This is a genomic window from Bradyrhizobium ganzhouense (assembly GCF_049949285.1).
Taxonomy (GTDB): Bacteria; Pseudomonadota; Alphaproteobacteria; order Rhizobiales; family Xanthobacteraceae; genus Bradyrhizobium; species Bradyrhizobium ganzhouense.
This window is the reverse complement of record NZ_CP181318.1, coordinates 4,274,561-4,297,760: the sequence shown is the minus strand read 5'-3', so window position 1 is coordinate 4,297,760 and position 23,200 is coordinate 4,274,561. Positions and strand designations below refer to the sequence as shown.

The following is a 23,200-nucleotide window of genomic DNA, read 5'->3' as shown; positions in this document are numbered from 1 at the left end:
GGTGCCAGGTCGTCGCGGCACCCCACACGTTTATCCGCCCGCCATCAACTCCTTCGCCAATGCCATATACGCCGGCAGCGTCACGGGATCGTTGGCGGCATTGCCCGCGACCGGGTGCGAGGCGTAGCGCGCGATCACCATCTCGCACCTGGGATCGATATAGATGCCCTGGCCGTGAACACCGCGCGCCATGTAGGCGCCGTGCGCATTGTGCGTGACCCACCATTGATTGCGGTAGGAAGCGCCGGGCAACGTGGTGTAGCCGGCCGGCTTGAACTTTTCGGGATCGCCGCCGCGCGCGATGTCCTCGACCACGGATGATGGGACGATCTGGCGGCCGTTGAAGCGGCCGTGATTGCGCATGGTCTCGCCGAAGCGCGCAAGGTCACGCAAGCAGGTCGAGAGGCCGCCGCCGCCGCTCTCGGTGCCGATGCGATCGACGTGATAATGCGCGTCCTCCTCCGCGCCCATGGGCGCCCAGATCCGCTCGGAAAGAAGATCAGACAGCGTCATGCCGCTGGCGCGCCGGCAGATCCAGGCGAGCACGTCGGTGTTGACCGTCTTGTACGAGAACGCCCTGCCATGTTCGCCCTGCTTCTTCTGCGACACAAGGAAATCGAAGATCGTGGTCGGGCCATCATAATCAGGCGGGATCGGCGCCATGCCGTTGGCACGCCGCAAGCCCCAGACATGCGAGTTCTTATCGGTGTAGACCTCGGTGTATTCGAGCCCCGTGGTCATATCCATGGCCTCGTGCACGCGCGCGTCACCGAAAGCACTGCTGTTCAGCTCCGGCACATAATCCGTGACCGGCGCCTGCGGATCGATTTCGCCCTCCGCGATCAGGATGCCGGCAAGCGTACCGGTGAACGACTTCGTCACCGACATCGCGATATGCGGCTTGTGCGGCCTCAGCGCACCGAAATAGCGCTCATAGATCAGCTTGCCACGATGCAGCACGGCGATGCCGTCGGTGTAGGTCTCCTCCAGCATGTTTGCGAAGGTCATGGGACGCCCGTCCATGGTGATCGAGGCGACCGCGCCGATGTCCTGATCCGCGCGCGGCAGTGGCGACGCAGGCCCCGCCCCACGCCAGACATTCACCGTCGGCACCAACTGGCGGATGTTGCTCCAGGCCCAACGCAGTTCCGGGAAGCTGCGGAACGAGCCGTTCTGGAAGGTGATGGTCCGGTCCGGCGCCGGCGGGAAGCCGCGCATCCAGCCAAGGGTTTCGGGGTCGGTGGGGGTGGGTTGGGCGGGCGGGACGGACATCAACGCTGGCTCCAGAGAGGCGATCCTGAAGTCGTAGCATGGGAGCGCGGGACGGACATCTGACGCAAGCGCTGGGCACCTGCCCGGCGATCAATATGGAGGTCAGAATTTGTTTTGCTCAACCTTGCTCGGTGGCGATCCGGCAAGTCCCCCGCATTCGCGGACGATGCATTGGAAGGCGCGCCCAAAGCCCGGGACTTGCGATAGCCGCAGCCACTCGTCCGAGCCCAGGACCACCGCCTGCTTTTTTCCGCGGCGCATGATCACGACAGGTTTGCCATCGATCGCGTCATTGACGATCGCAGAGAGATTGGCCCTTGCGTCATGGAGTCGAACTTCGCGCACGGCGCACCTCCCCCCACTCGGTCGAAGGAAGGGTCGCGCGGAAGCAGAAACCCATCAATCGTTCTTCCGACGCGACGGGTTTCGCTAGGCTCTCCCTATCCTGCGCGCTCACGAATTGCGAGACTATGAGGCGAGCCCAGCCTTTGCTCGCGCAACGATGCTGTCCCAATTCACCTGTCCGCTTGTGGCCAGATCAATCTTGAAATAGTCGTCGTGGTGGCCGATGTACGCCGGAAGCGCCTTGGGCCCATGGGCACGCCACGCTTGGGCGAACCATTGCTCCAGAAGCACTGAAGCCGTTTCCCCCGGTTCAATCGCCTCATATTTCTCATCATCATAAATTTCGGAGGGAACGACGACCGTCCGGCCCTTCAGAAACCAATGCCCCTCCCGGTCGACAGGTTCGCCATCGGCATCCATCGCCCACAGTGCTACAAAAAATTCATCGCTAAACCGTGACGCGTCATATTCAATCAGGAGGAATCTCGCTTCCTCATCCCATGACAGTTCTGCGATCATCGCCATTTCTTTATTCAGTCGAGGCGTGATCTTCTGAAAGTGCTGCCCTACCCGTTCAACGAATTCCTTCTTCTTGTCGTCCTCACCCATGCAACCCCTCCGCTACGATCGACATAGCCTGCTTGCCAGAGTTCGAAGGACGGGTGGAGCAAAGCGATACCCATCAATCCGACCACAATGGCTCTACCCATCCTACTTACTGTAATTATCGTGTCTCACCTAAAGGTTGCAGTCCAGCCCCCGACGGCGGCGCGAACGTCTCGCGTTTGTGCCGAGGTACTGCGCGACGATCAGGAAGGCAGCACCCAACCTTGCAGCAGCTTGCATAGATCCGCGTTTCTGGATATATTACTGGAAAGACTGCTGAGGGCGTATGGGAAATTCACAGAAGCGTGCCATCGAGAATTATCGATCCCGCCTCGGCAAGCGCGGTTTGGCCCGTTTTGAAGTCCTCGGTCGGGACGCCGATCGCGACCTTATCCGTTCGTTCGCAAAACGCCTGTCAGAGGATACACCGGAGTCCTCGGAGCTTCGCGCCGCCGTGAGCAAGTCGATCGCGGGCGAGCCGCCGAAGCCCGGCGGTATTCTTGCCGCATTGCGTCGTTCACCACTTGTGGGGGCCGATCTCGATCTTTCACGACCTCGCGAAAAGGGACGCAAGGCCAACCTGTGACGCGCTACCTCCTCGATACCAACATCATCAGCAACGTCGTCAAACCGCGGCCATCAGAATCTTTGCTGTCATGGATGTCGACGCAGCGCGACGACGATCTATTCATCGCTTCTCTAACCGTTGGAGAAATCCGTCGCGGCATTTTGGAGAAGCCGCGCGGCAAGAAGCGCGACATCCTCGACAATTGGTTTTCCGGGCCTGAAGGACCGCAGGCGCTTTTTGCCGGCCGCATCCTATCCTTTGACGACAAGGCGGGACTTGTCTGGGCCCAGCTGATGGCCGAGGGCAAAATTGAGGGAAAACCGCGAAGCGCGCTCGACATGATCATCGCCGCGGTGGCCGACGCAAACGACTGTGTGGTGGTGACAGACAACGAAAAGGATTTCACCGGGCTCAAGGTACTAAATCCGGTACGCGGAAAAGCCTGATGCGGCTTGCAGGATCAGTGGGCGACGCGGGTCCAATCAGCCTCGTTTGCTGTTCCCACCAGCTCTGGACCGACCGCTCCCGAATGCGCGGAGATAATAGAAGGCAAGCCCCACCAACGTCGCGGGTGTCAGGCGCGACGAAACCGGCGCATAATTCGATTGAGGCCAATGCAGCCCCATCTTACCACCGGTCCAAGCCCTGAAATCTTCGGAGTTCAGCACCTCGTCCAAAACAGGCACAATTGTCTCTTCAATTTTGAACGCTTTCAGCGCATCCTGGATCTTCGAATCCTCCCGCGCATTCCAGCTCTGAGCTTTTGCCCACTCGAAGAATATCTCGGGAATGCATGTATTCGGCATCCGATCGTGACACTCGCGGCACATCAAAAATAGGTTCGAGACGTCGTCGCTGCCTCCCAGCGAGCGAGCTACGATGTGGCAGCGTTGAAGGGGAATGCGATCCCAGCAGCGGAGGATTTCATCCCAACTCGCATCTGATCGTTTGATGTCGTACTTGGGGCGGTAGTGAAATCCGCAGGCCCAACAACTGGGTTCGCCCCAGTCAATCCATCGCACCGCTTCAACGATGCGATCCTTCCAGAACTCGAATATTTCGCCTCTTGACGGAAGATTATCGACGTTCTGCGCTCGCGCCATAGCAACCTCCATGGGCCCGCCAACCTTCCTAGTTGACCTGACAATGGAGCTGGATAGCGGCGTTGGACGGGTGGCAGGGTCTCGCCCCCTACTCCCACTCAATCGTCCCAGGCGGCTTGCTCGTCACATCATACACCACCCGGTTCACGCCCTTCACCTCGTTGATGATGCGCGTGGCGGTCTCGCCGAGAAACTTCATGTCGAACTGGTAGAAGTCCGCGGTCATGCCGTCGGTCGAGGTGACGGCGCGGAGGCCAACCACATAGTCATACGTGCGGCCGTCGCCCATGACGCCGACGGTTTTCACGGGGAGCAGCACGGCGAAGGCCTGCCAGATGTCATCGTAGAGGCCGTGCTTGCGGATCTGATCGATGTAAACGGCGTCGGCCTTGCGCAGGATGTCGAGCTTGTCCTTCGTGATGTCGCCGGGACAGCGGATGGCGAGGCCGGGGCCCGGGAACGGGTGGCGGCCGACGAAGATTTCGGGGAGGCCGAACTCGCGCCCTAACTTGCGCACCTCGTCCTTGAACAGCTCGCGCAGGGGCTCGACGAGCTTCATGTTCATGCGCTCGGGCAGACCGCCGACATTGTGGTGCGACTTGATGGTGACTGAAGGTCCGCCGGTGAAGGAGACGCTCTCGATCACGTCGGGGTAGAGCGTGCCTTGCGCCAGGAAGTCGGCGCCGCCGAGCTTCTTGGCTTCCTGCTCGAACACCTCGATGAAGAGACGGCCGATGGTCTTGCGCTTGGTTTCGGGGTCGGTGACGCCTTCGAGCTCGCCCAGGAACTGCTTCGACGCATCCACGTGCACGAGCGGGATGTTGTAGTGGTGGCGGAACAGGTCGACCACGGTCTTGGCTTCGTCGAGGCGCAGCATGCCGTGATCGACGAACACACACGTCAGCTGGTCACCGATGGCCTCATGAATCAGCACGGCCGCGACGGCCGAATCGACGCCGCCGGAGAGGCCGCAGATCACCTTGCCCTTGCCGACCTGGGCGCGGATCTTCGCGATCTCCTCCTCGCGGAAGGCGCGCATGGTCCAGTCGCCGGTGAGGCCCGCGATCTTGCGCACGAAATTGCGGATCAGCTTGGCGCCATCGGGCGTGTGCACCACTTCGGGGTGGAACATCAGGCCGTAGTACTTGCGCGTCTCGTCCTGGATGATCGCGAAGGGCGCGTTCGGCGAAGTGCCGGCGACGGAGAAGCCCGGCGGCATCTTTGTGATGCGATCGCCATGGCTCATCCAGACCTGGTTCTTGCTGCCTGATGACCAGACGTCCTCGAACAGCTTGCTCTCGGCTTTCACCTCGACATCGGCGCGGCCGAACTCGCGGTGATGGCCACCCTCGATGGTGCCGCCGAGTTGCTCGGCCATGGTCATCTGGCCGTAGCAGATGCCCATCACGGGCACGCCGGAGGCGAAGATCAGCTGCGGGGCGCGGGGCGAGCCTGCCTCATGCACCGACTCCGGGCCCCCGGAGAGAATCACCGCTTTCGGCTTCATCTCCTTGAAGGCTTCTTCGGCCTTGTTGAACGGGACGATCTCGCAATAGACGCCGTCCTCACGCACGCGACGCGCAATCAGCTGCGTCACCTGGCTGCCGAAGTCGACGATGAGAATCTTGTCGTGCGCCGAGGCCACGGAGGGCGTCGACGCGGAGCGGTCGTTCTGTGCTGCTGTCATGGCAAGCAGATACGCGATGAGCCCCCTGCCCGCAACCGCGCGGGCGCGCGCGCCCACATTCTTCTTTGGGCATGGACAAACGCATATAGGTAAGTATTATTGACCTAATTTGCCCCACCATGAACCAGGGCCCAATCAGGGAGAATGCCAATGTCACAGCACCATCAGCCATCAACGCTCGCCGCGCTCGGCCGGACCTGGGTCGAGGCCTGGAACGCGCGCGACCTCGAGCGCGTGCTCTCGCTCTATGACGAGGCGGCCGTGATGACCTCGGACCGCATTCCCGCGATGCGGATTGATCCGAGCGGCACCGTGCGCAGCAAGGATGCTTTGCGCGCCTATTGGGGCAAGGCGCTTGAGCTTTTGCCGGACCTGCATTTTTCGCTGATCGACGTCTACGTCAGCCCTGACAGCCTGGTGGTGTTTTACGAGAACGAGCGGGGGAAGAAGATCTGCGAATATCTGCGGGTGAATGATGCGGGGCTGATCGTGCAGGGATCAGCGAATCATCTGGTGCAGTGACGTTGCTCCCTCCCCGTCACGGAGTATGTTGTTGCTAATTGCGTTCGCTGCAGAGCCGACTGAATCTGCGGCGCCAGTCGAATTCAAGGACCCTCCCCATGAAACTCCCCACCTCGCCCTTCACCGTCACCGACTGGAGCAAGGTCGAGGCCACCACGCATCCCGGTGAGACCGGACAGGCGCTGTGGCGCACGCTCAACATCGGCGATCTCCGGGTGCGGATGGTGGAGTATTCGCCGGGCTATCTCGCCGATCATTGGTGCGACCGCGGCCACGTGCTGTACGTGCTCGCGGGCGAGCTCGACAGCGAGCTGCGCGACGGGCGCAAGTTCAAGCTCACGGCGGGGATGAGCTACCAGGTCTCGGACTTTGGCGACGCCGCGCATCGCTCATCGACGGCGGTGGGTGCTACTCTCTTCATCGTTGACTGACGGAACCGCGCGGTGTGCAGCGCAAAATAGCAAAGCTCGCGCGGCTCGCCACGAGCGCGTGGTGCCTTGAAGTTGCCCCAAAAAATCGCTAGATTGTGATGATCGATCCTTGGCCGAACGACTGGGCCGCTCCGTCTCATTTCCATGGGCGAGCACGTTTCAGGTATTTCTCCAAAATCGACCAACCGGGACGATGGGCGCAGCAATGTGCATTTGTCCCCCTGAGTGCATCGTCAATTGAAAGGAAATGACTATGGCAATGGGCACCGTGAAGTGGTTCAACAACCAAAAGGGCTTTGGCTTCATCCAGCCGGATGACGGCGCAAAGGACGTCTTCGTTCACATCAGCGCCGTTGAGCGCGCTGGTCTGTCGACCCTCAACGAGGGCCAGAAGGTCTCCTTCGACATCGTTGCGGACCGCCGCAGCGGCAAGTCCTCGGCCGACAACCTCCGCGCCGGCTAGTTGACCGCGCAATTCGCGATCTGACCACGGACGTACCGGCAGATCGTAGAGTTCGAAAGACCCCGCGACCGGGACCCGGTTCGCGGGGTTTTTGTTTGGCCGGTGAGATCAGCCCGCCTTCTTCAGCACCGAGACGAAAAACCCGTCCGTCCCCGTGCGGCGCGGGGTCATCAGCCAGCCCTCAGGTGACTGCAGCGCGGCTTCTGCAAATTGCTCGGCCTTGTCCCAGAGCACGCTCGCGGTCTGCTCCGGCGGCACCACCGCGAACTCCGGATGCTTCGCGACGAAGGCCCTCACCTGCTCGCCGTTCTCTTCCGGCAAGACCGAGCAGGTGATGTAGGCAATGCGGCCGCCCGCCTTCACTAGCGGCACCGCACGCTCCAGCACCTCGGCCTGGTCCTTGAGGCGAATCTCCAGCGCACCCGGCCGCATGCGCCATTTGGCATCCGGATTGCGGCGCCAGGTGCCGGTGCCCGTGCAGGGCGCGTCGATCACGACGAGGTCGGCGGTCGCGCTGATGTCCGCCAGCGGATCGGGCTCGCCCTTGGGCGTGCGGATGTCGGCATTGTGCACGCCGGCGCGCGACAGCCGTTCGTGGATCGGCGCAAGCTGACGCTTGTCGCTGTCGGTCGCGATCAGCCGGCCCTTGCCCTGCATCATCGCCGCCAGCGCCAGCGTCTTGCCGCCTGCGCCGGCGCAGAGGTCGATCACCTGCTCGCCCGGTTTTGCCGCGGTGAGAAGGGCCGCAAGCTGCGATCCTTCATCCTGCACTTCAACGCCACCCTTGATGAAATCTTCCTCCGCCTGGATGCCGGGGTTGCGCGCATCGGCCGAAAGCTCGATGCGCAGGCCATTTGGCGACCAAGGCGTCGGTTTCGCATGAAGATGAGCAAGCGCCTTCAGCACCTTGTCACGATTGGATTTTAGCGTGTTGACGCGCAGGTCGAGCGGCGCGCGGCTCGCCATCGCGGCGGCTTCTGCGGCGCGGTCCGCGCCGAACACTTTTGCCAGATGGGAATCGAGCCATTCCGGATAGTCGCCGGCGATCGCGGCGGACGCATCTTTCAGCGACCGCGAGGCGAGCGCGGCCTCCTCGGCCTCCGTCAGCGGCTCAGGTGCAAAGCGGCTGCCGTCGAACATCGCGGCCATGGTCGGGGTGTCCATGTTCCGCTCGAGGCGGAGCATGCCGATCAGGCGCGCGCGTGCGGTGTCGGAATCCATGAGATAGGCGCTCGAGGCGTAGCGGCGCAGCACGTCCCAGACGAGGCCGGCAATGGCGGCGCGGTCACCGGAGCCGGCAAAGCGGTGCGCGGTGCCCCACTCCTTCAGCGCTTTCGCCGCGGGGACGCGGTCGCGTTCGATGGTGTCGATCAGTTCGATGGCCGCAGACAGCCGGGCAGCGGGAGTCATTTGAATCTTTCAGATTAGATCCGACTCATAAGGGTCAGATCAGCAACAGAATTTTGAGTGCGAAGTAGATCCACATCGCCAGCAGCACCAGCACGCCGGCGAGCCAGACTGACGAGCGCCGGCCGAGATCGTTGGAGGTCACGAACACGCCGGCATGGGCAAAGCGCGTCACCACGAACATCCAGGACATCAGCACGATGAAGAGGTCGGCATGGCGGAGCGGCAGCGCCAGCGCGATCAGCGCGTAGAACAGCACCGGCAGCTCGAACTGGTTGCGGTAGCAATTGGCGATTTGTGTGGCGCCCTTCGGCCAGTTCGGCTCGCCGAGCGCAATGTCACGGATCTTGGTCTCGCCTGAGACCAGCGCATTGCGGCGCCCGAACACCATGCCGAGCAAGAGCGCGAAGGTGAGCCCGACCTGCACGAAGACAGGCAACAAGACCATTTGGACGGACATCGGAACTTTCCCGTAAGGCGGCGTGCCGCGGACCGTCATTAGCCGCGACTTCTGGCGCTGACAATCGACGAGTTGAACCGCCGTTCCGGATCAGGCACCAACTGCCGATCATCAAAGCGATTTTGGCCCCCTGGGACCTGGCGAGACACGCCAAGCGAGCAACATGAACACCCTGTCCAGCCTTTGGACCGAATCCGCCGACACCCGCTATCGCGTGCTTTAAACTTTGTTCTATCGTGGATTTTGCGCGCGCGTCATCGTTCCGACGTTTGGCGGGACGATACTTCGCCCATGTCTGAATTCCGCCTCACCCAGATTTCCGACACGCATCTCGGCCGGCGCTTTCCCGGCCTGGTCGCAAACTTCCATCGCGTCAGTGAGCACATCGACGCTGACCGGCCTGATCTCGTCATCAACACCGGCGATGTGTCGTTCGACGGTCCGACGAGCCGCGACGATGTGGAGTTTGCAAAGAGCCTGCACGACGCCCTGCCCGTCGACTGTCGCTATCTTCCGGGCAATCACGACATCGGCGACAATCCGACTGCGATCGGGCCTGCGCCAAAGCCGCCGATCGCGGAAGCGCACCGCCAGCAATTCCGCGACATCATCGGCGAGGACCATTGGTCGTTCGAGGCCGCGGGCTGGCGCTTCATCGGCCTCAACTCGCTGGTGATGAATTCAGGGCTGGCGTTCGAGGCTGAGCAGTTCGACTGGCTGGCCTCCGAAATCGCACGTGTGAACGGCAAGCCGGTCGCGCTGTTCCTGCACAAGCCGGTGTTTCTCAATCTGCCTGACGATCCCGAAACCCCGGAGACCTCGATCCGCTACGTGCCGCAGCCGGCGCGGGCGCGGCTGATCGAGATGTTTGCGCATGTCGATCTTCGCCTCATCGCGAGCGGCCACGTGCATCAGCGCCGCGACTTCACGTTTCGCCACACGCGACACGTCTGGGCGCCCTCGGCCGGCTTCAAGATCAACGATTCGCGCCAGGACCGGATCGCGATCAAGGAGACCGGCCTCATCGAATACCGCTTCGCCCGCGACAGCTTCGAAGTCCGCCACGTCCGCGCCGCCGGCCAGGTCGATATCGATATCGAAGAGCTGCTCGCCCAGATGGGCGGTGAGCACTAGCTCAACCCGCGAGCATTTTCCTTACCTTGATACCTCAATGCGCCAAATTTGATCTTGAAATGCCAGATATTGCCTAATGACAACGTTGTCATTTGCCCATATCGTTCTGCCAGCGGTCGAGGACCGCACGAGGGAGCGACGATGCAGTTCTTGGCCCGGTGGGATCACCAGCGCCTTTCGACGACCACACGGGGCATTCCCCTGGTCGATGGACTCGCTGCGGAAGACGTCGGCAGCCAAGGCTGGATGCCGGCGCGTGGCGACCTTGCCCTTCCCGCCCTCACCTTCGATGAGACCGCCTTCGCTGCCAATCGCGACCTCTTCCTGCGCTGGTGCCGGAGCGCCGGCGTTGCCATTGCCCCTCACGCCAAGACGCCGATGTCGCCCGAGCTCGCAGGCTCGCTGCGCGAGGCCGGCGCCTGGGGCACCACGGTGGCCAACATCCAGCAGGCCGCCGTGCTGCTGGGCCACGGCGAACGGCGCCTGTTGCTGGCGAATGAGATCGGCGGGCTCGCAGCCGGCCGTCGGCTCGGCGCGCTGCTGAGCGCGTATCCCGACGTCGAGTTTTATGCATTCGCGGATTCACCTGCGGCGGTCGCTGCACTCGCTGAGGCGGCGCGCGTTGCCGACCGGCGCGAACTGTCGGTGCTGGTCGAGCTCGGCGCGGGCCGCGCCGGCGCACGCGATCGTGCCGCGGTCGAGACAACGATCGCCGCGGTGCTTGCCGCCGACCGCCTCGTGCTCGGCGGCGTTGCCACCTATGAGGGCGCGGTCGCGACGCCCGATCCCGACGATACCGTGCGCGCGATCGCAGCGCTGATGGAGCGCACCATCGCGGCTTTCTCGCTGGTGCGCAGTGCGGCGTCGAACCGGCCGCTGATCGTCAGTGCCGGCGGCTCAGCCTATTTCGACCTCGTGGCCCGCGCGCTCGCGCCGATCGCCCAGGCCGACGGCAACGCCACTGTCCTGTTGCGCTCCGGCGCGCTGTTCTTTGCCGATCACGGCATCTATGCCCGCGCCTTCGCGGAATTAGACCGGCGCGGCGGTCTCGTCATCGACGGCACACGACACTCCGCGTCCGACAGTTTTCGTCCCGCGCTCACACTCTGGGCCGAGGTGCTCTCGCGCCCCGAGGCGGGACTTGCGATTGCAGGCTTCGGCATGCGCGATGCCTCGTTCGATCAGGGGCTTCCGGTGCCGCTGCACATCTTTCGCGACGGCGTCGAACAGAACGGTCTGACCGGGCGCCTGTCGGTCACGCGTCTCAACGACCAGCATGCGTTCCTGTCCGTCGCGCCCGGATGCGCGCTCGAGGTCGGAGACATCATCGCTTTCGGCATCTCGCATCCCTGTACCTGCCTCGATCGCTGGCGCGTGATTTTTGGCGTCGATGCCTCCGGCACAGTGACGCGCGCGCTTCCCACCCAGTTCGGCTGAGCGGCCCATGAACTTCCTCCCGCTCTGGCGCTATCAGAACCAGCTCATCGACGGGGCCATCGTCACGCTCGAGCTGACGACGATCGCGGCGGTGTGCGGGCTCCTGATCGGTGTTGCCGGCGCGGTTGCACTGAAGGGTCGCATCGCACCGCTGCGCTGGCTGGTGCGCTTCTATATCGAGTTGTTCCGCAACACGCCGTCCCTGATCCAGATCTTCATCGTGTTCTTCGTGCTGCCGAACTTCGGCCTGAAGCTGCCGGCCTTCGAATCCGCAGCGGTCGCCCTCTCGCTCTATTTCGGCGCCTATTCGGTCGAGATCATCCGCTCCGGGCTCGACTCCATTCCGCGAAGCCAGGTCGAGGCCGGGCAATGCCTCGGGTTGTCCGGCTGGCAAGTGTTCCGCCACATCGTGCTGCCGCCGGCCCTGCGCAATGCCTATCCCGCCGTGACCAGCCAGTTCGTCCTGCTGCTGCTCGGCACTTCGCTCGCCTCGCAGGTCGCCGCCGACGAGCTGTTTCATGTCGCCGGCTTCATCGAGAGCCGCACCTATCGCAGCTTCGAGGTCTACGCGGTGATCTGCGTGGTCTATTTCGCAATGGCGATGGCGTTCAAGGCGCTGTTCGCCATCGTCGCCGCGACCGCCTTCCGCTGGCCACGGCGAAGGTAGGGACAAGGCGATGCGATCCTTCACCCTCATCGATTTCGTCTCGCTGTTTTCGGCCCTGCGCTGGACCGTCGCGCTCGTCGTGCTCGCGCTCGCCTTCGGCGCGCCGCTGGCGCTCGGGCTCGCGCTCGGACGCATCAGCCGCTTCAAAGGCCTGCGCTGGACCATGGCGGCGCTGATCCAGGTGATCCAGAGCGTGCCGCTGCTCGGGCTGCTGTTCTTCTTCTATTTCGGCATGCCCGTCTTCCTCGGCATCCAGGTGCCCGCGATCATCGCGGTCACCGTCGCCTATACGCTCTACACCGCCGCCTTCCTCGGCGAGATCTGGCGCGGCGGCCTCGAAGCCGTGAAGCAGGCGCAGTGGGAAGCGGGAGCCTGCCTCGGTCTCTCCGCCTGGCAGCAGTTCCGCCACATCATCGCGCCGCAGGCGCTGCGGCTGTCGCTGCCACCGACCGTCGGCTTCCTGGTGCAGCTGATCAAGGGCACCTCGCTCGCTTCGATCGTCGGCTTCGTCGAGCTTGCCCGCGCCGGACAAGTGGTGAGCGCGGCGACGTTCCAGCAGCTGCTCACCTATGCGCTCGTCGCGGCGATCTACTTCGCGCTGTGCCTGCCGCTTACGCTCTGGTCCCGCTCTTTGGAGGCCCGCCTCGATGGCTCTCGTTGAAATCCGCGACGTGCACAAGACATTCGGCAAGGTCGAGGTGCTCAAGGGCGTCTCGCTCGATGTCGAGGAAGGCGAGATCGTCACGATCATCGGCCGCTCGGGCTCGGGCAAGTCGACGCTGCTCCGCTGCATCAACGCGCTGGAGAGCGTCGATTCCGGCGAGATCCGGGTCGAGGGCGAGAGGGTCCACGCCAAAATGCCCGACCTGAAGAAGTTCCGTCAGCGCGTCGGCATCGTGTTCCAGGCCTTCAACCTGTTTCCGCATCTGAAGGTCGAGCGCAACATCACGCTTGCGCCGCTGCTCACCGGCCGCATCGACAAGGCCCGCGCGCGTGCACTGGCCGAGGATGTGCTGACCCGCGTCGGCCTCGCCGAGAAGATCGATGCGTGGCCGGAGCAGCTCTCCGGCGGTCAGCAGCAGCGCGTCGCGATCGCACGCTGCCTCGCCATGGCCCCTCACCTCATGCTGTTCGACGAGGTGACCTCCGCGCTCGACCCCGAACTCGTCGGCGAAGTCTTGAAGGTGATGGAGGCGATGGCCAAGCAGGGCATGACCATGATCCTGGTCACGCATGAGATGGGCTTTGCCCGCAACGTCGCCAACCGCATCGTCTTCATGCATCAGGGCCGCGTCTGGGAACAGGGACCGCCGGCAAAACTGTTCGCCAACCCCGAGACACCCGAGCTCGCAAGCTTCATCGCCTCGTCGAAATGAACATTGTTCCAGCCATCCGTCACCAGGAGAGAGTCATGAGAAAATTGAAGTCCCTCTTTGCGATCGCAGCCACGGCCCTCGCCGTTCTCGCGGTACCGACCCTCGCGCATGCCGACAAGCTGCAGGACGTGCTTGGCTCCGGCAAGCTGCGCGTCGGCATCCTTACCGACGCTGCCCCCTGGGGCTTCAAGGACGACAAGGGCGAGATCGCGGGTCTCGACGCCGACCTCGCCCGGCTGATCGCCGCCGACATGGGCGTGAAGCTCGAGCTGGTCCCGGTGACGGGCGCCGCGCGCATCCCGAGCCTGCTCGCGGACAAGATCGACATCCTGATCGCCGGCCTCGGCGCCACGCCCGAGCGCGCCCAGCAGGTGATGTTCTCGCAGCCCTATGCGGTGGTGAATCTCGGCGTCTACGGCGCCAAGTCGATTCCGGCCGCTACCGGGAAGAAGCCCGACAATCTGGAGGGCCGCAGCGTTGCCGTGGCCAAGGGCTCGACGCTCGACATCTGGCTCACCGACAACGCGCCGAAGGTGAAGCTGGTGCGTTTCGAGGACACGCCGGCCGCGCTCGCCGCGTTCCTCGCGGGACAAGCCGACACCTTCGCCGAGAACAGCGCCATCGCGATCAAGGTGCAGGAGCAGAATCCGACCAAGGAGGTCGAGCTGAAATTCCTGATCCGCCAGTCGCCGGCCCATGTCGGCGTGCGCCAAGGCGAGCAGAACCTGCTCAACTGGATCAACACCGACATCTTCACCAACAAGCTCAACGGCAAGCTCGGCGCGCTGCAACTGAAATGGTTCAAGGAAGAACAGACGCTGCCGACGCTGTAAGCACGCACACGGCTCCCGCATCATGCGGGAGCCAGGCTTCACGAGGAGAATTTTGAGATGATCAAACGTTATGTCGTCGGCTCGCGCATGAGCCAGGCCGTCGCCGCCGGCGGCATGGTGCACATCGCCGGCCAGGTCGCCGATGACCGCAAGGCCGGCATCGTGTCACAGACCGAGCAGGTGCTCGCCAAGATCGACGCCCTGCTGAAGGAAGCCGGCTCCGATCGCTCCAAGCTGATCGCAGTCAACGTCTTCCTGCCGCACATCGTCGACTTCGACACCATGAACTCGGTCTACGATTCCTGGATCGATCCGGCCAATCCGCCAGCGCGCGCTTGTGTCGAGGCCCGCCTCGCCGATCCCGACCTCCGCGTCGAGATGACCGCGGTCGCCTTGCTGTAGCAGCGCCGCCCTTCCTTCCACCTTCGGCCGGCGTCGGCGACGGCGCGGCCCCGAGGCAAGCCATGCATACCGGACTTTTCCACGAGATCGACTTCGAGAAGGACCAGAAATGGTCCGGCCATCTCGGCATTCCCTTCTCGATCGATCGCTCCCCCTACTACCAGCTCAAGATTCCGATCTTCCGGATCAAGAACGGCACCGGCCCGAAACTGCTGCTGATGGCCGGAAATCACGGCGACGAGTACGAGGGCGAGATCACGCTGACGCGGCTGTATCGCCGGCTCGATGCGAAAGCCATCAAGGGCGAGATCACGATCCTGCCGTTTGCCAATTGGCCTGCGGTGATGGCGGCGCGGCGGCGCTCGCCGCTCGACGAGGGCAATCTCAACCGCGCCTTCCCGGGCGATGCCGCGGGCACGCCAACGTTCCGGCTTGCGCACTTCCTCGAGCACGAGCTGTTTCCGCGTCACGATGTCGTCTTCGACATCCATTCCGGCGGCACGTCGATGGCGCATGTGCCTTGCGCGCTGATCGAGCGGCAGGGACCGCCCGAGATGTTCGGCCACGCGCTGCGGCTGATGGAGGGGCTCGGTATGCCCTTCGCGTTCGTCGCCGAGAATGGCGCGACCGCGCCGACCTCGATGGCCGCGGCGGCGCGCGCCGGCGCGATCGGGCTGTCGGGTGAATTCGGCGGCGGCGGCAGTGTCACGCCACAGACGATGGCGCTCACCGCGCGCGCCGTCGATCGCCTGCTGTTGGCACTCGGCCTCGTCCAGGCCCCGGTGCTGGGGCCGCATGCACCCGTCGAGCGCGCCACCGAATTGCTGGCGTTGCAAAGCCACGCGCAGGCCGTGTTCGCGACACGCCGCGGCTGGTTCGAGCCTGCGGTCATGGTCGGCGCGCGCGTTGCGGCCGGCGACATCGCCGGCTGGTATCATGATTTCGAGCGCCCGGAATTGCCGGAAGAGGTGTTGCGCTTTCCCGCCGACGGCATCGTGATCTCGCAGCGCCTGCACACCGACAGCCAGAGCGGCGATTGCCTGGTCCAGGTCGGCCGCGCGCTGTCACGCGACGAGTTGCCCGTGCTCTGAGTTTTGGAGACGACACCGACTTCGATTAACCTCGGGATTCGATGACCGATCCGGCAAAGCCAGGCTACGACGATGTGGTGCGCATTCCGGCGCCGCCCGGCCGCAGCAATGCCACCGGACGGCCGCCGCGCATCGAGGAGGTGGCGGAGCGCGCCGGCGTGTCGCCGATCACGGTGTCGCGGGTGCTGCGCCATCCCGAAAAAGTCAATCGCGACACCCGCGAGCGCATCCTCGAAGTGATCGAGGCGACCGGCTACGCCTCCAACCCGCATGCGCGCGCGCTGCGCTCGGGCCGGTCGAACGTGGTCGTGGCCTTTGTCTCGAACATTCTGAGCCAGCAGTTCGGCCTCGCGGTCCGCAGCCTCGCCGCCACGCTCGAGCCGGAGGGCTTTGAGGTGCTCGTCGGCCAGACCTCCTATTCCTATGCAAAGGAGGTCGCGATGATCCAGTCGCTGCGCGGCATTCGGCCTGCGGCGGTGATGTTCACGGGCGTGATCGAGCTCGAGGAGAATCGCGCCGCGTTGCTCGAGCTCGGCATTCCCGTGATCGAGACCTGGGCGTTTCCGCGCGATCCCATCGACATGCTGGTCGGCCTGCCGAATGCGGATGCCGGCGCGATGGCAGCGCGTCGCCTTGCCGATGCCGGCCATCGCCGCGTCGCCTTCATCGGTCGCAACAGCGGCCGCGGCGCGCTTCGCCGCGACGGATTTCGCGCGGCGGCAACCGAGCTCGGGCTCGAAATCGTCCACGAGATCAGCGTCGGCGAGATCACAGGGCTCGTCGACGGCCGCGCTGCGTTTACGGCCTTGCTCGATCGCGGCGCCCGCATCGATGCGGTGTTCTGCGCCAACGATCTGCTGGCGACCGGCGCGCTGATCGAGGCCCGCGCCCGCGGCCTGTCGGTGCCGCGCGATCTTGCCGTGCTCGGCTTCGGCGACAACGACGTTGCCGATCAGATCACGCCCGGCCTCACCACCATCTCGTTCGACGCCGCGGCCGTCGGGCGTATTGCGGGAGAGCTGCTTCTGGCGCGGCTGTCCGGAACGCCTCGGGCCGAGCAGCAGCTGGCCGTCGATCTGTTCCTGGTCGAACGCGGCAGCGTCTGAGCGTTGGATCTAAGCGACGCTCTTGAGGTCCTGCTGGATCGCAGCGAGCAAGGATTCCAGCGCGGCGCTGCTCACAGGCCTCGCCTCAGCCATCTCGGGCTGAGCCTTTGCAGATTGGACGTTGGCAGGCTGGACATGAGCAGGCTGCGCAGCCTTGACTGGACGCTTCGGGAATGGCGGCGGCGCCAGCATCGCGGGTTGCGTGAACGCACCCTCGTCTTCGCTGAGCACGAACTTGCCATGGATGACGTCGTCGCGGCGGCCCATGACGAACATGGTCGCCCAATAGCCGGCGGCCAGAAGGATTATGCAGAAAATACCGATCTCTAACATCGCAGCACCTAAAATATGCGCGATGATTCAATGCCTTCGCCCACACGTCAATGAACCCTCAGTCACACCAGCGGGTTTTTGCGGGCAGGTGTTGCCAATCGGTTACTCTTTGTTAACCACCGGTGTCCGGAGTGTGACACCGGTGCAACTGCTAGTCGCTCCAGCCCTCCAGGAGGCGTTCCAGGCCCTGAAGTTAAGCCTTATCCGGCCCGACCCGGACCAGCTGCTTGCCGAAATTGGCACCCTTCAGAAGCCCGATGAAGGCGTCCGGGGCGCTCTCCAGACCGTCGGTGACGAACTCCTTGTACTTCACCTTGCCGTCGCGGACCCAGCTGGACATGTCGCGCAGGAAGTCGCCATGGCGCGAGGCGAAGTCGGAGACGATGAAGCCGCGGAAGGTGAGCCGCTTGGTCAGCGTCGCGCGCATCATGGATGCCGCCCATTTCGGCGGCTTGGCCTCGGTGTCGTTGTAATGGGCGATCAGGCCGCACACCGGCACGCGCGCGAATGTATTTAGCAGCGGAAAGACCGCCTCGAACACCGCGCCGCCGACGTTCTCGAAATAGACGTCGATCCCCTTCGGGCAGGCGTCCTTGAGCTTCGCGGCGAGATCAGGATCGCGGTGATCGATGCAGGCATCGAAGCCGAGCTCTTTCACCACGTAGTCGCACTTATCCTTGCCGCCGGCGATGCCGACCGCGCGTGCGCCCTTGATCTTTGCGATCTGCCCCACGGCCGAGCCGACCGCGCCGGAAGCACCGGCGACGACGACGGTCTCGCCTTCTTGCGGCTTGCCGATGTCGAGCAGGCCCGTATACGCGGTCATGCCGGGCATGCCGAGCACACCGATCGAGGTCGAGATCGGACCGAGCCTGGGATCGACCTTGATGAGGCCCTTGCCGTTCGAGATCGCGTGCGATTGCCATCCGGTCCGTGCGCGCACGATGTCACCCTTGGCAAAGTCTGGATTGTTGGAGGCCGCGACCTCGCTCACCGCCTCGCCTTCCATCACGCCGCCGACCGGCACCGGCGCGGCATAGGACGGCCCCTCGCTCATGCGCCCGCGCATATAGGGATCGAGCGACAGCCAGATCGTGCGCAGCAGCACCTCGCCCGCGCCGGGCGTCGGGACCGCAAATTCCTCCAGACGAAAATCGGATGATTTGGGTTCGCCGACGGGACGTGCGGCGAGAACGATGCGTTTTGCTTGGGACATGGCTTCCTCCGAATTGTGTTTCGGCACGAACGGAAGCGGAGGCAGCGAGGCACGTCAATACAAAAGCGGCGGAGTAGATGGTCCCGACGACGTGCCATTCTCGTGTCCCGGACGCGCTGCAGCGTGCAACGCTGCTGCGCAGAGCCGGGACCCAGATCGCTACATGCGACCAAGCCCAACGATGGGCCCCGGCCCTGCAGCGCACCGCTGAAGAAGCGCTGCGCTGCGTCCGGGGCACGAGAAAGAGCGCCTAACCCCCGCCCGGATAATTCGGCGCCTCGCGCGTAATCGTCACGTCGTGGACGTGGCTTTCGCGCAGGCCCGCACCGGTGATGCGGACGAAGTTCGCTTTCTCGTGCAGCTCCTTCATGTCCTTTGCGCCGACATAGCCCATTGCGGCGCGGAGGCCACCGGCGAGCTGGTGCATGACGTTGCCGACCGGGCCCTTGTAGGGCACCTGGCCCTCGATGCCTTCAGGGACGAGCTTGAGCGCGTCCTTGATGTCCTGCTGGAAGTAGCGGTCGGCCGAGCCGCGCGCCATCGCGCCGACCGAGCCCATGCCGCGATAGGCCTTGTAGGAGCGGCCCTGCCACAAAAACACTTCGCCGGGCGTCTCGTCGGTGCCGGCCAGCAGCGAGCCGACCATCGCGATATCGGCACCGGCGGCGAGCGCCTTGGCGAGGTCGCCGGAGAACTTGATGCCGCCGTCGGCGATGACGGGGATGTCGGACTTCTTCGCCGCCTCGACCGCGTCCATGATCGCGGTGAGCTGGGGCACGCCGACACCGGCGACGATGCGCGTGGTGCAGATCGAGCCCGGGCCGATGCCGACCTTGATGCAATCCGCGCCCGCATCGATCAGCGCCTGCGCGCCGTCCGATGTCGCGACGTTGCCGGCGACGACCTGCACGGAGTTGGAGAGACGCTTGATGCGGTTGACGGCGTGAAGCACGTGGCGGGAATGGCCGTGCGCGGTGTCGACAACGACGAGGTCGACGCCGGCATCGATCAGCCGCTCGGTACGCTCGAAGCCGGTGTCACCAACGGTGGTGGCCGCGGCGACGCGGAGGCGCCCCTGCGCATCCTTGCAGGCGAGCGGATGGGCGACCGCCTTCTCCATGTCCTTCACGGTGATCAGGCCGACGCAGCGATACTGCTCGTCGACCACGAGCAGCTTCTCGATGCGGTGCTGGTGCAGCATCCGCCGTGCTTCGTCCTGGCTGACATTCTCGCGCACCGTGACGAGCTTCTCATGCGTCATCAGCTCGGAGACTTTTTGCCGGCGGTCGGTGGCAAACCGCACGTCGCGGTTGGTGAGGATGCCGACCAGCTTGCCCGGCGTGGACTTGCCGGCACCGGTCACGACGGGAATGCCGGAGATACCATGATCGCTCATCAGCTTGAGCGCATCGTCGAGCGTGGCCTCGGGGCTGATGGTGAGCGGGTTCACCACCATGCCCGACTCGTAGCGCTTGACCTGCCGCACCTGGGCGGCCTGCCCTTCGGGATCGAAATTGCGGTGGATGACGCCGAGGCCGCCGGCCTGCGCCATGGCGATCGCCATGCGGGCCTCGGTCACGGTGTCCATGGCGGAGGCCATGATCGGGATGTTGAGCGGAATGGCGCGGGTGACGCGGGAGCGGATGTCGACCTCGCCCGGCATGACGTCCGATAGACCCGGCTTCAACAGCACGTCGTCGAACGTAAAGGCTTCGCGGATGCCTTGAAGTTGCACCGTGGCCATCTGCCAACTCCTTCCTGCGGCCGTGCCGCAAATGAGCATGGATGAGCGCCGCCCTCGGCGTGCCTTGCGGCATCGCCGGAGAATCGGAGCCCATCGGTGGGGTTGACGCGGGTCGATAGCACGGTCGGATGACGAATCAAAGCAATTCGGATCGCTGGCCAGCCATGCACAGGCTTTTTTAGGTAAATTCAGCGTGGATAGCCCGGCGGAGGGGCACGCACCCGTCATTCCCGGGCGCGACGAAGTCGCGAGCCGGGGATGACGAAGGAGTGAGCGCAGGATTTAGGTGCTATGCGTTGATCCGCAATGGTCCCGGCCGAGTCGCGGTGATAAGCCGCAAGTCCGCCTTTCCTTCTGATTTTCATTACCAATCCGTCATGGTCGACAAGCAACGCATCATTCCGCTGATCGTGGCCACCGCTCTGTTCATGGAGAACATGGACTCGACGGTGATCGCCACCTCGCTGCCGGCGATCGCGGCCGACATCGGCACCAGCCCGCTGACGCTGAAGCTCGCGATCACCTCCTATCTGCTGTCGCTGGCGGTGTTCATTCCGGCGAGCGGCTGGACCGCCGACCGGTTCGGCGCGCGGATGGTGTTCGCGATCGCGGTCGGCGTGTTCATGGTCGGCTCGGTCGGCTGCGCGCTCTCGACCTCGGTCACCGATTTTGTGTTCGCGCGCATCCTCCAGGGCATGGGCGGCGCGATGATGACCCCGGTCGGGCGTCTCGTGCTGCTGCGCTCGGTCGACAAGAGCGCGCTGGTCAATGCCATGGCCTGGGTGACGGTTCCCGCCCTGATCGGTCCGGTGATCGGCCCGCCGCTTGGCGGCTTCATCACGACCTACGCGTCGTGGCACTGGATCTTCCTGATCAACATTCCGATCGGCCTGCTCGGCATCTTCATGGCGCTGCGCTTCATCGATCCCATCAAGAGCGACGAACCCGAGCCGTTCGACCTCTACGGCATGGTGCTCGCGGGCATCGGGCTTGCCGGCATCGCGTTCGGCCTGTCCGTGGCCGGCCTCAACCTGCTGCCATGGAGCATCGTTGCCGCCCTGGTCGGGGGCGGCGCGATCTCGATGACGCTCTACGTCATCCATGCCCGGCGGACGGGATCGCCGGTGCTGGACTTTTCGCTGCTAAACCTGCCGACGCTGCGCGCGGCCATTCTCGGCGGCTTCCTGTTCCGGCTCGGCATCGGCGCCCTGCCCTTCCTGCTGCCGCTGCTGATGCAGATCGGCTTCGGGCTGTCGCCATTCCATTCAGGCCTCGTCACCTTCGGCTCCTCGCTCGGCGCGATGGGCATGAAGACGCTGGCCGCGCGGATCATCCGGACCTTCGGCTTCCGCAATTTGATGACCGTGAACGCCATCATCAGCGCATTTTTCCTCGGCGTCTGCGCGTTGTTCACGGTGACGACGCCGCTGCTGATCATCCTGGTGATCCTGGTGGTCGGCGGCTTCTTCCGTTCGCTCGAATTCACCGCGATCAACACGGTGGCCTATGCCGACGTCGAGAGCGCACAGATGAGCCGCGCCACGACGCTGGTCAGCGTCAACCAGCAACTCGCGGTCTCCGCCGGCGTCGCGGTCGGTGCCGCCTCGGTCGAGACCACGATGTGGCTCAGCCATGTCAGCGAGCTCAACGCCACCGTGTTCGCGCCCGCCTTCGTCGTGGTGGCGCTGACCTCGGCTTTGTCGAGCTGGTTCTTCTGGCAGATGCCGGATGATGCCGGTCACGAGATCTCCGGCCGCAAGGCGGTGGAGATCGCGAGCCGCAAGGGCGCCGCCAAGAGCGCGGCCAAGGCCGCCGTCAAGGTGGCGACGGAAGACACGCAGGACATGCGGGATCAGCGGCTGGGGTGATCCCGCTGGCGTTGAGGGATCGGCCAATTGCGTTACGAATAACGCAATCGATAACATACGACTGCGAGCTGCATCAAACTGTCGTATCTCGCGTGATAGACGATGCTCCTCCAAGTGGGATGCTGCGCATGAACACGCCAGCCAGAAACATGATCAAATCGGCCTTCCTGAAGGTGCATCAGGTGGCGCTTGGCGGCGGGCTCGTCGTGCTGCCCAATCACTTCTACACGCCGATCGCGGACGTCCGGGAGCTGGCCCGGACCAGGGACAAATGGGCGAAGCGGTCGCCGATGACCGGCATCGATGTCGACATCGACCGGCAAGTCTCACGCTTGCAGGACATCGTAAGGCCGTTCGTGTCCGAATATCGCGACAACGCCACCTACAAGGAAGGTGCGGCCAAGGGCTTCGGACCGGGCTTTGGTTATGTGGAGGCACAGGCGCTGCACGGCGTGCTGCGGTGGCTCAAGCCCAAATCCATGATCGAGGTCGGATCAGGCGTCTCGACGCATTGTGCGGTGAAGGCGCTGGCGCTGAACGCATCGGAGGGACGCCCCGGCAGGATCACCTGTATCGAGCCATACCCCAGCGACTATCTGAAGAGCTCGCCGGCAATCGATCTGGTGCCAAGCAAGGTCGAGGACATCGACCCCGCAATGTTCGATCAGCTCGGAGATGGCGATATCCTGTTCATCGACACGTCGCATGCCGTCCGGCCGATCGGCGACGTGACGCACCTCTATCTCGAGGTCATTCCCCGCATCAAGCCGGGCTGCGTGATCCACATTCACGACATCTATTTCCCCTACTCGTTTCAGCGCGATCTCCTGGACGGCCTGTTTCAGACCACCGAAACGCCCATGCTCCAGACCCTGCTCGCGCACAATGACCGGCTGGAGATCCTGTTCTGCCTCAGCATGCTTCACTACGATGCGCAGGACGTGTTGAAGGACGTCTTCCCCGGCTATTCTCCGGCACCCGACGTCGACGGATTGAACGTGCCCAACACGACCGGCCATTTTCCGTCGTCGATCTATTTGCGCGTGCGCGGCTGACCATACCGGAACTGTGACGCATTGACAGTTGCGCGCGCTGCGCGTGGCCGTTGGCGGACGCACCCAACGCTCGG

The 23,200-nt window shown here is 64.0% G+C and carries 26 protein-coding genes; 16 read left to right on the top strand and 10 right to left on the bottom strand.

Going from position 1 to position 23,200, the window contains the following annotated elements; genetic code table 11:
- Positions 1 to 30: 30 nt before the first annotated feature.
- The 3 genes from ACLFLU_RS19435 to ACLFLU_RS19425 all read right to left on the bottom strand — a co-directional run bounded on the left by ACLFLU_RS19435 (position 31) and on the right by ACLFLU_RS19425 (position 2,226).
- Entirely contained in the window at positions 31 to 1,272 is a 1,242-nt protein-coding gene (locus tag ACLFLU_RS19435) for a serine hydrolase domain-containing protein (protein WP_426413762.1), read from the bottom strand.
- A gap of 102 nt (positions 1,273 to 1,374) precedes the next feature.
- Entirely contained in the window at positions 1,375 to 1,617 is a 243-nt protein-coding gene (locus ACLFLU_RS19430; protein WP_426413761.1) for a type II toxin-antitoxin system Phd/YefM family antitoxin, read from the bottom strand.
- A 123-nt stretch (positions 1,618 to 1,740) separates the two neighbouring features.
- Positions 1,741 to 2,226 (bottom strand): hypothetical protein, encoded by a 486-nt coding sequence (locus tag ACLFLU_RS19425; protein WP_426413760.1) that lies wholly within the window; start codon positions 2,224 to 2,226, stop codon positions 1,741 to 1,743.
- A gap of 283 nt (positions 2,227 to 2,509) precedes the next feature.
- On the opposite strand from ACLFLU_RS19425, the gene ACLFLU_RS19420 reads away from it, so the two are divergent.
- A complete protein-coding gene (locus tag ACLFLU_RS19420; RefSeq protein WP_426413759.1) occupies positions 2,510 to 2,809 on the top strand; it encodes a hypothetical protein in 300 nt (99 codons plus the stop codon).
- Positions 2,806 to 3,237 carry a type II toxin-antitoxin system VapC family toxin gene (locus tag ACLFLU_RS19415; RefSeq protein WP_426413758.1) on the top strand — a complete coding sequence of 144 codons (432 nt, stop codon included), beginning with the start codon at positions 2,806 to 2,808 and terminating at the stop codon, positions 3,235 to 3,237. The genes ACLFLU_RS19420 and ACLFLU_RS19415 overlap by 4 nt, the downstream gene beginning before the upstream one ends.
- Before the next feature lie 36 nt (positions 3,238 to 3,273).
- Here the strand turns inward: ACLFLU_RS19415 and ACLFLU_RS19410 are convergent, their stop codons facing one another.
- Together ACLFLU_RS19410 and guaA are read right to left on the bottom strand one after the other, a co-directional pair.
- Positions 3,274 to 3,894, bottom strand: a complete 621-nt coding sequence (locus ACLFLU_RS19410) for an HNH endonuclease (protein WP_426413757.1) — start codon at positions 3,892 to 3,894, stop codon at positions 3,274 to 3,276.
- Positions 3,895 to 3,982: 88 nt separating this feature from the next.
- Positions 3,983 to 5,581 carry a glutamine-hydrolyzing GMP synthase gene (gene guaA / locus ACLFLU_RS19405; RefSeq protein ID WP_426413756.1) on the bottom strand — a complete coding sequence of 533 codons (1,599 nt, stop codon included), beginning with the start codon at positions 5,579 to 5,581 and terminating at the stop codon, positions 3,983 to 3,985.
- Between the two features lie 150 nt (positions 5,582 to 5,731).
- On the opposite strand from guaA, the gene ACLFLU_RS19400 reads away from it, so the two are divergent.
- The 3 genes from ACLFLU_RS19400 (at position 5,732) to ACLFLU_RS19390 (ending at position 6,997) form a co-directional block, all read left to right on the top strand.
- Positions 5,732 to 6,103: a nuclear transport factor 2 family protein gene (locus ACLFLU_RS19400; protein ID WP_426413755.1), complete on the top strand. Its 372-nt coding sequence runs from the start codon at positions 5,732 to 5,734 to the stop codon at positions 6,101 to 6,103.
- 98 nt (positions 6,104 to 6,201) lie between these two features.
- Entirely contained in the window at positions 6,202 to 6,534 is a 333-nt protein-coding gene (locus tag ACLFLU_RS19395; RefSeq protein WP_234680701.1) for a DHCW motif cupin fold protein, read from the top strand.
- 253 nt (positions 6,535 to 6,787) lie between these two features.
- Positions 6,788 to 6,997 carry a cold-shock protein gene (locus tag ACLFLU_RS19390; protein WP_027532363.1) on the top strand — a complete coding sequence of 70 codons (210 nt, stop codon included), beginning with the start codon at positions 6,788 to 6,790 and terminating at the stop codon, positions 6,995 to 6,997.
- 108 nt (positions 6,998 to 7,105) lie between these two features.
- Here the strand turns inward: ACLFLU_RS19390 and ACLFLU_RS19385 are convergent, their stop codons facing one another.
- Both ACLFLU_RS19385 and ACLFLU_RS19380 read right to left on the bottom strand, forming a co-directional pair.
- Complete coding sequence (locus ACLFLU_RS19385) at positions 7,106 to 8,407, bottom strand: RsmB/NOP family class I SAM-dependent RNA methyltransferase (protein ID WP_426413754.1); 1,302 nt, start codon at positions 8,405 to 8,407, stop codon at positions 7,106 to 7,108.
- 34 nt (positions 8,408 to 8,441) lie between these two features.
- Entirely contained in the window at positions 8,442 to 8,864 is a 423-nt protein-coding gene (locus tag ACLFLU_RS19380; protein WP_426413753.1) for an MAPEG family protein, read from the bottom strand.
- A 291-nt stretch (positions 8,865 to 9,155) separates the two neighbouring features.
- Here ACLFLU_RS19380 and ACLFLU_RS19375 point away from each other — a divergent pair, with 291 nt between their 5' ends.
- The 9 genes from ACLFLU_RS19375 to ACLFLU_RS19335 all read left to right on the top strand — a co-directional run bounded on the left by ACLFLU_RS19375 (position 9,156) and on the right by ACLFLU_RS19335 (position 16,910).
- Complete coding sequence (locus tag ACLFLU_RS19375; protein WP_426413752.1) at positions 9,156 to 9,998, top strand: metallophosphoesterase family protein; 843 nt, start codon at positions 9,156 to 9,158, stop codon at positions 9,996 to 9,998.
- A gap of 141 nt (positions 9,999 to 10,139) precedes the next feature.
- The gene (locus ACLFLU_RS19370) at positions 10,140 to 11,435 is read left to right on the top strand and encodes an amino acid deaminase (RefSeq protein ID WP_426413751.1); all 1,296 of its coding nucleotides are present in this window, start codon (positions 10,140 to 10,142) and stop codon (positions 11,433 to 11,435) included.
- Positions 11,436 to 11,442: 7 nt separating this feature from the next.
- The gene (locus ACLFLU_RS19365; RefSeq protein ID WP_426413750.1) at positions 11,443 to 12,102 is read left to right on the top strand and encodes an amino acid ABC transporter permease; all 660 of its coding nucleotides are present in this window, start codon (positions 11,443 to 11,445) and stop codon (positions 12,100 to 12,102) included.
- A 10-nt stretch (positions 12,103 to 12,112) separates the two neighbouring features.
- The gene (locus tag ACLFLU_RS19360) at positions 12,113 to 12,763 is read left to right on the top strand and encodes an amino acid ABC transporter permease (RefSeq protein WP_426413749.1); all 651 of its coding nucleotides are present in this window, start codon (positions 12,113 to 12,115) and stop codon (positions 12,761 to 12,763) included.
- Entirely contained in the window at positions 12,750 to 13,478 is a 729-nt protein-coding gene (locus tag ACLFLU_RS19355) for an amino acid ABC transporter ATP-binding protein (protein WP_426413748.1), read from the top strand. Before ACLFLU_RS19360 ends, ACLFLU_RS19355 begins: the two co-directional genes overlap by 14 nt.
- 35 nt (positions 13,479 to 13,513) lie before the next feature.
- Entirely contained in the window at positions 13,514 to 14,311 is a 798-nt protein-coding gene (locus ACLFLU_RS19350) for a transporter substrate-binding domain-containing protein (RefSeq protein ID WP_426413747.1), read from the top strand.
- Positions 14,312 to 14,368: 57 nt separating this feature from the next.
- The gene (locus ACLFLU_RS19345; protein WP_426413746.1) at positions 14,369 to 14,713 is read left to right on the top strand and encodes a RidA family protein; all 345 of its coding nucleotides are present in this window, start codon (positions 14,369 to 14,371) and stop codon (positions 14,711 to 14,713) included.
- Between the two features lie 62 nt (positions 14,714 to 14,775).
- Positions 14,776 to 15,804, top strand: a complete 1,029-nt coding sequence (locus ACLFLU_RS19340; RefSeq protein ID WP_426413745.1) for a succinylglutamate desuccinylase/aspartoacylase family protein — start codon at positions 14,776 to 14,778, stop codon at positions 15,802 to 15,804.
- 41 nt (positions 15,805 to 15,845) lie between these two features.
- Entirely contained in the window at positions 15,846 to 16,910 is a 1,065-nt protein-coding gene (locus ACLFLU_RS19335) for a LacI family DNA-binding transcriptional regulator (protein ID WP_426413744.1), read from the top strand.
- A 9-nt stretch (positions 16,911 to 16,919) separates the two neighbouring features.
- Here the strand turns inward: ACLFLU_RS19335 and ACLFLU_RS19330 are convergent, their stop codons facing one another.
- From ACLFLU_RS19330 to guaB, 3 genes are all read right to left on the bottom strand, one after another.
- The gene (locus ACLFLU_RS19330; protein ID WP_426413743.1) at positions 16,920 to 17,243 is read right to left on the bottom strand and encodes a hypothetical protein; all 324 of its coding nucleotides are present in this window, start codon (positions 17,241 to 17,243) and stop codon (positions 16,920 to 16,922) included.
- A 193-nt stretch (positions 17,244 to 17,436) separates the two neighbouring features.
- Positions 17,437 to 18,459, bottom strand: coding sequence for an NADP-dependent oxidoreductase (locus tag ACLFLU_RS19325; protein ID WP_426413742.1), 1,023 nt, complete (start codon positions 18,457 to 18,459; stop codon positions 17,437 to 17,439).
- 250 nt (positions 18,460 to 18,709) lie between these two features.
- Complete coding sequence (gene guaB, locus ACLFLU_RS19320; protein ID WP_426413741.1) at positions 18,710 to 20,203, bottom strand: IMP dehydrogenase; 1,494 nt, start codon at positions 20,201 to 20,203, stop codon at positions 18,710 to 18,712.
- Positions 20,204 to 20,580: 377 nt separating this feature from the next.
- On the opposite strand from guaB, the gene ACLFLU_RS19315 reads away from it, so the two are divergent.
- Together ACLFLU_RS19315 and ACLFLU_RS19310 are read left to right on the top strand one after the other, a co-directional pair.
- On the top strand, positions 20,581 to 22,071 hold the full coding sequence (locus ACLFLU_RS19315) for an MFS transporter (protein ID WP_426413740.1): 1,491 nt from the start codon (positions 20,581 to 20,583) through the stop codon (positions 22,069 to 22,071).
- Positions 22,072 to 22,199: 128 nt separating this feature from the next.
- Entirely contained in the window at positions 22,200 to 23,126 is a 927-nt protein-coding gene (locus ACLFLU_RS19310) for a class I SAM-dependent methyltransferase (RefSeq protein WP_426413739.1), read from the top strand.
- Positions 23,127 to 23,200 lie beyond the last annotated feature (74 nt).

Bases quoted from the DNA above. Each gene is read 5' to 3' on its own strand.
- ACLFLU_RS19435 (WP_426413762.1), bottom strand. From the start codon at position 1,272: ATGTCCGTCCCGCCCGCCCAACCCACCCCCACCGACCCCGAAACCCTT.
- ACLFLU_RS19425 (WP_426413760.1), bottom strand. From the start codon at position 2,226: ATGGGTGAGGACGACAAGAAGAAGGAATTCGTTGAACGGGTAGGGCAG.
- ACLFLU_RS19420 (WP_426413759.1), top strand. From the start codon at position 2,510: ATGGGAAATTCACAGAAGCGTGCCATCGAGAATTATCGATCCCGCCTC.
- ACLFLU_RS19410 (WP_426413757.1), bottom strand. From the start codon at position 3,894: ATGGCGCGAGCGCAGAACGTCGATAATCTTCCGTCAAGAGGCGAAATA.
- guaA (WP_426413756.1), bottom strand. From the start codon at position 5,581: ATGACAGCAGCACAGAACGACCGCTCCGCGTCGACGCCCTCCGTGGCC.
- ACLFLU_RS19400 (WP_426413755.1), top strand. From the start codon at position 5,732: ATGTCACAGCACCATCAGCCATCAACGCTCGCCGCGCTCGGCCGGACC.
- ACLFLU_RS19395 (WP_234680701.1), top strand. From the start codon at position 6,202: ATGAAACTCCCCACCTCGCCCTTCACCGTCACCGACTGGAGCAAGGTC.
- ACLFLU_RS19390 (WP_027532363.1), top strand. From the start codon at position 6,788: ATGGCAATGGGCACCGTGAAGTGGTTCAACAACCAAAAGGGCTTTGGC.
- ACLFLU_RS19385 (WP_426413754.1), bottom strand. From the start codon at position 8,407: ATGACTCCCGCTGCCCGGCTGTCTGCGGCCATCGAACTGATCGACACC.
- ACLFLU_RS19380 (WP_426413753.1), bottom strand. From the start codon at position 8,864: ATGTCCGTCCAAATGGTCTTGTTGCCTGTCTTCGTGCAGGTCGGGCTC.
- ACLFLU_RS19375 (WP_426413752.1), top strand. From the start codon at position 9,156: ATGTCTGAATTCCGCCTCACCCAGATTTCCGACACGCATCTCGGCCGG.
- ACLFLU_RS19370 (WP_426413751.1), top strand. From the start codon at position 10,140: ATGCAGTTCTTGGCCCGGTGGGATCACCAGCGCCTTTCGACGACCACA.
- ACLFLU_RS19365 (WP_426413750.1), top strand. From the start codon at position 11,443: ATGAACTTCCTCCCGCTCTGGCGCTATCAGAACCAGCTCATCGACGGG.
- ACLFLU_RS19360 (WP_426413749.1), top strand. From the start codon at position 12,113: ATGCGATCCTTCACCCTCATCGATTTCGTCTCGCTGTTTTCGGCCCTG.
- ACLFLU_RS19355 (WP_426413748.1), top strand. From the start codon at position 12,750: ATGGCTCTCGTTGAAATCCGCGACGTGCACAAGACATTCGGCAAGGTC.
- ACLFLU_RS19350 (WP_426413747.1), top strand. From the start codon at position 13,514: ATGAGAAAATTGAAGTCCCTCTTTGCGATCGCAGCCACGGCCCTCGCC.
- ACLFLU_RS19345 (WP_426413746.1), top strand. From the start codon at position 14,369: ATGATCAAACGTTATGTCGTCGGCTCGCGCATGAGCCAGGCCGTCGCC.
- ACLFLU_RS19340 (WP_426413745.1), top strand. From the start codon at position 14,776: ATGCATACCGGACTTTTCCACGAGATCGACTTCGAGAAGGACCAGAAA.
- ACLFLU_RS19335 (WP_426413744.1), top strand. From the start codon at position 15,846: ATGACCGATCCGGCAAAGCCAGGCTACGACGATGTGGTGCGCATTCCG.
- ACLFLU_RS19330 (WP_426413743.1), bottom strand. From the start codon at position 17,243: ATGTTAGAGATCGGTATTTTCTGCATAATCCTTCTGGCCGCCGGCTAT.
- ACLFLU_RS19325 (WP_426413742.1), bottom strand. From the start codon at position 18,459: ATGTCCCAAGCAAAACGCATCGTTCTCGCCGCACGTCCCGTCGGCGAA.
- guaB (WP_426413741.1), bottom strand. From the start codon at position 20,203: ATGGCCACGGTGCAACTTCAAGGCATCCGCGAAGCCTTTACGTTCGAC.
- ACLFLU_RS19315 (WP_426413740.1), top strand. From the start codon at position 20,581: ATGGTCGACAAGCAACGCATCATTCCGCTGATCGTGGCCACCGCTCTG.
- ACLFLU_RS19310 (WP_426413739.1), top strand. From the start codon at position 22,200: ATGAACACGCCAGCCAGAAACATGATCAAATCGGCCTTCCTGAAGGTG.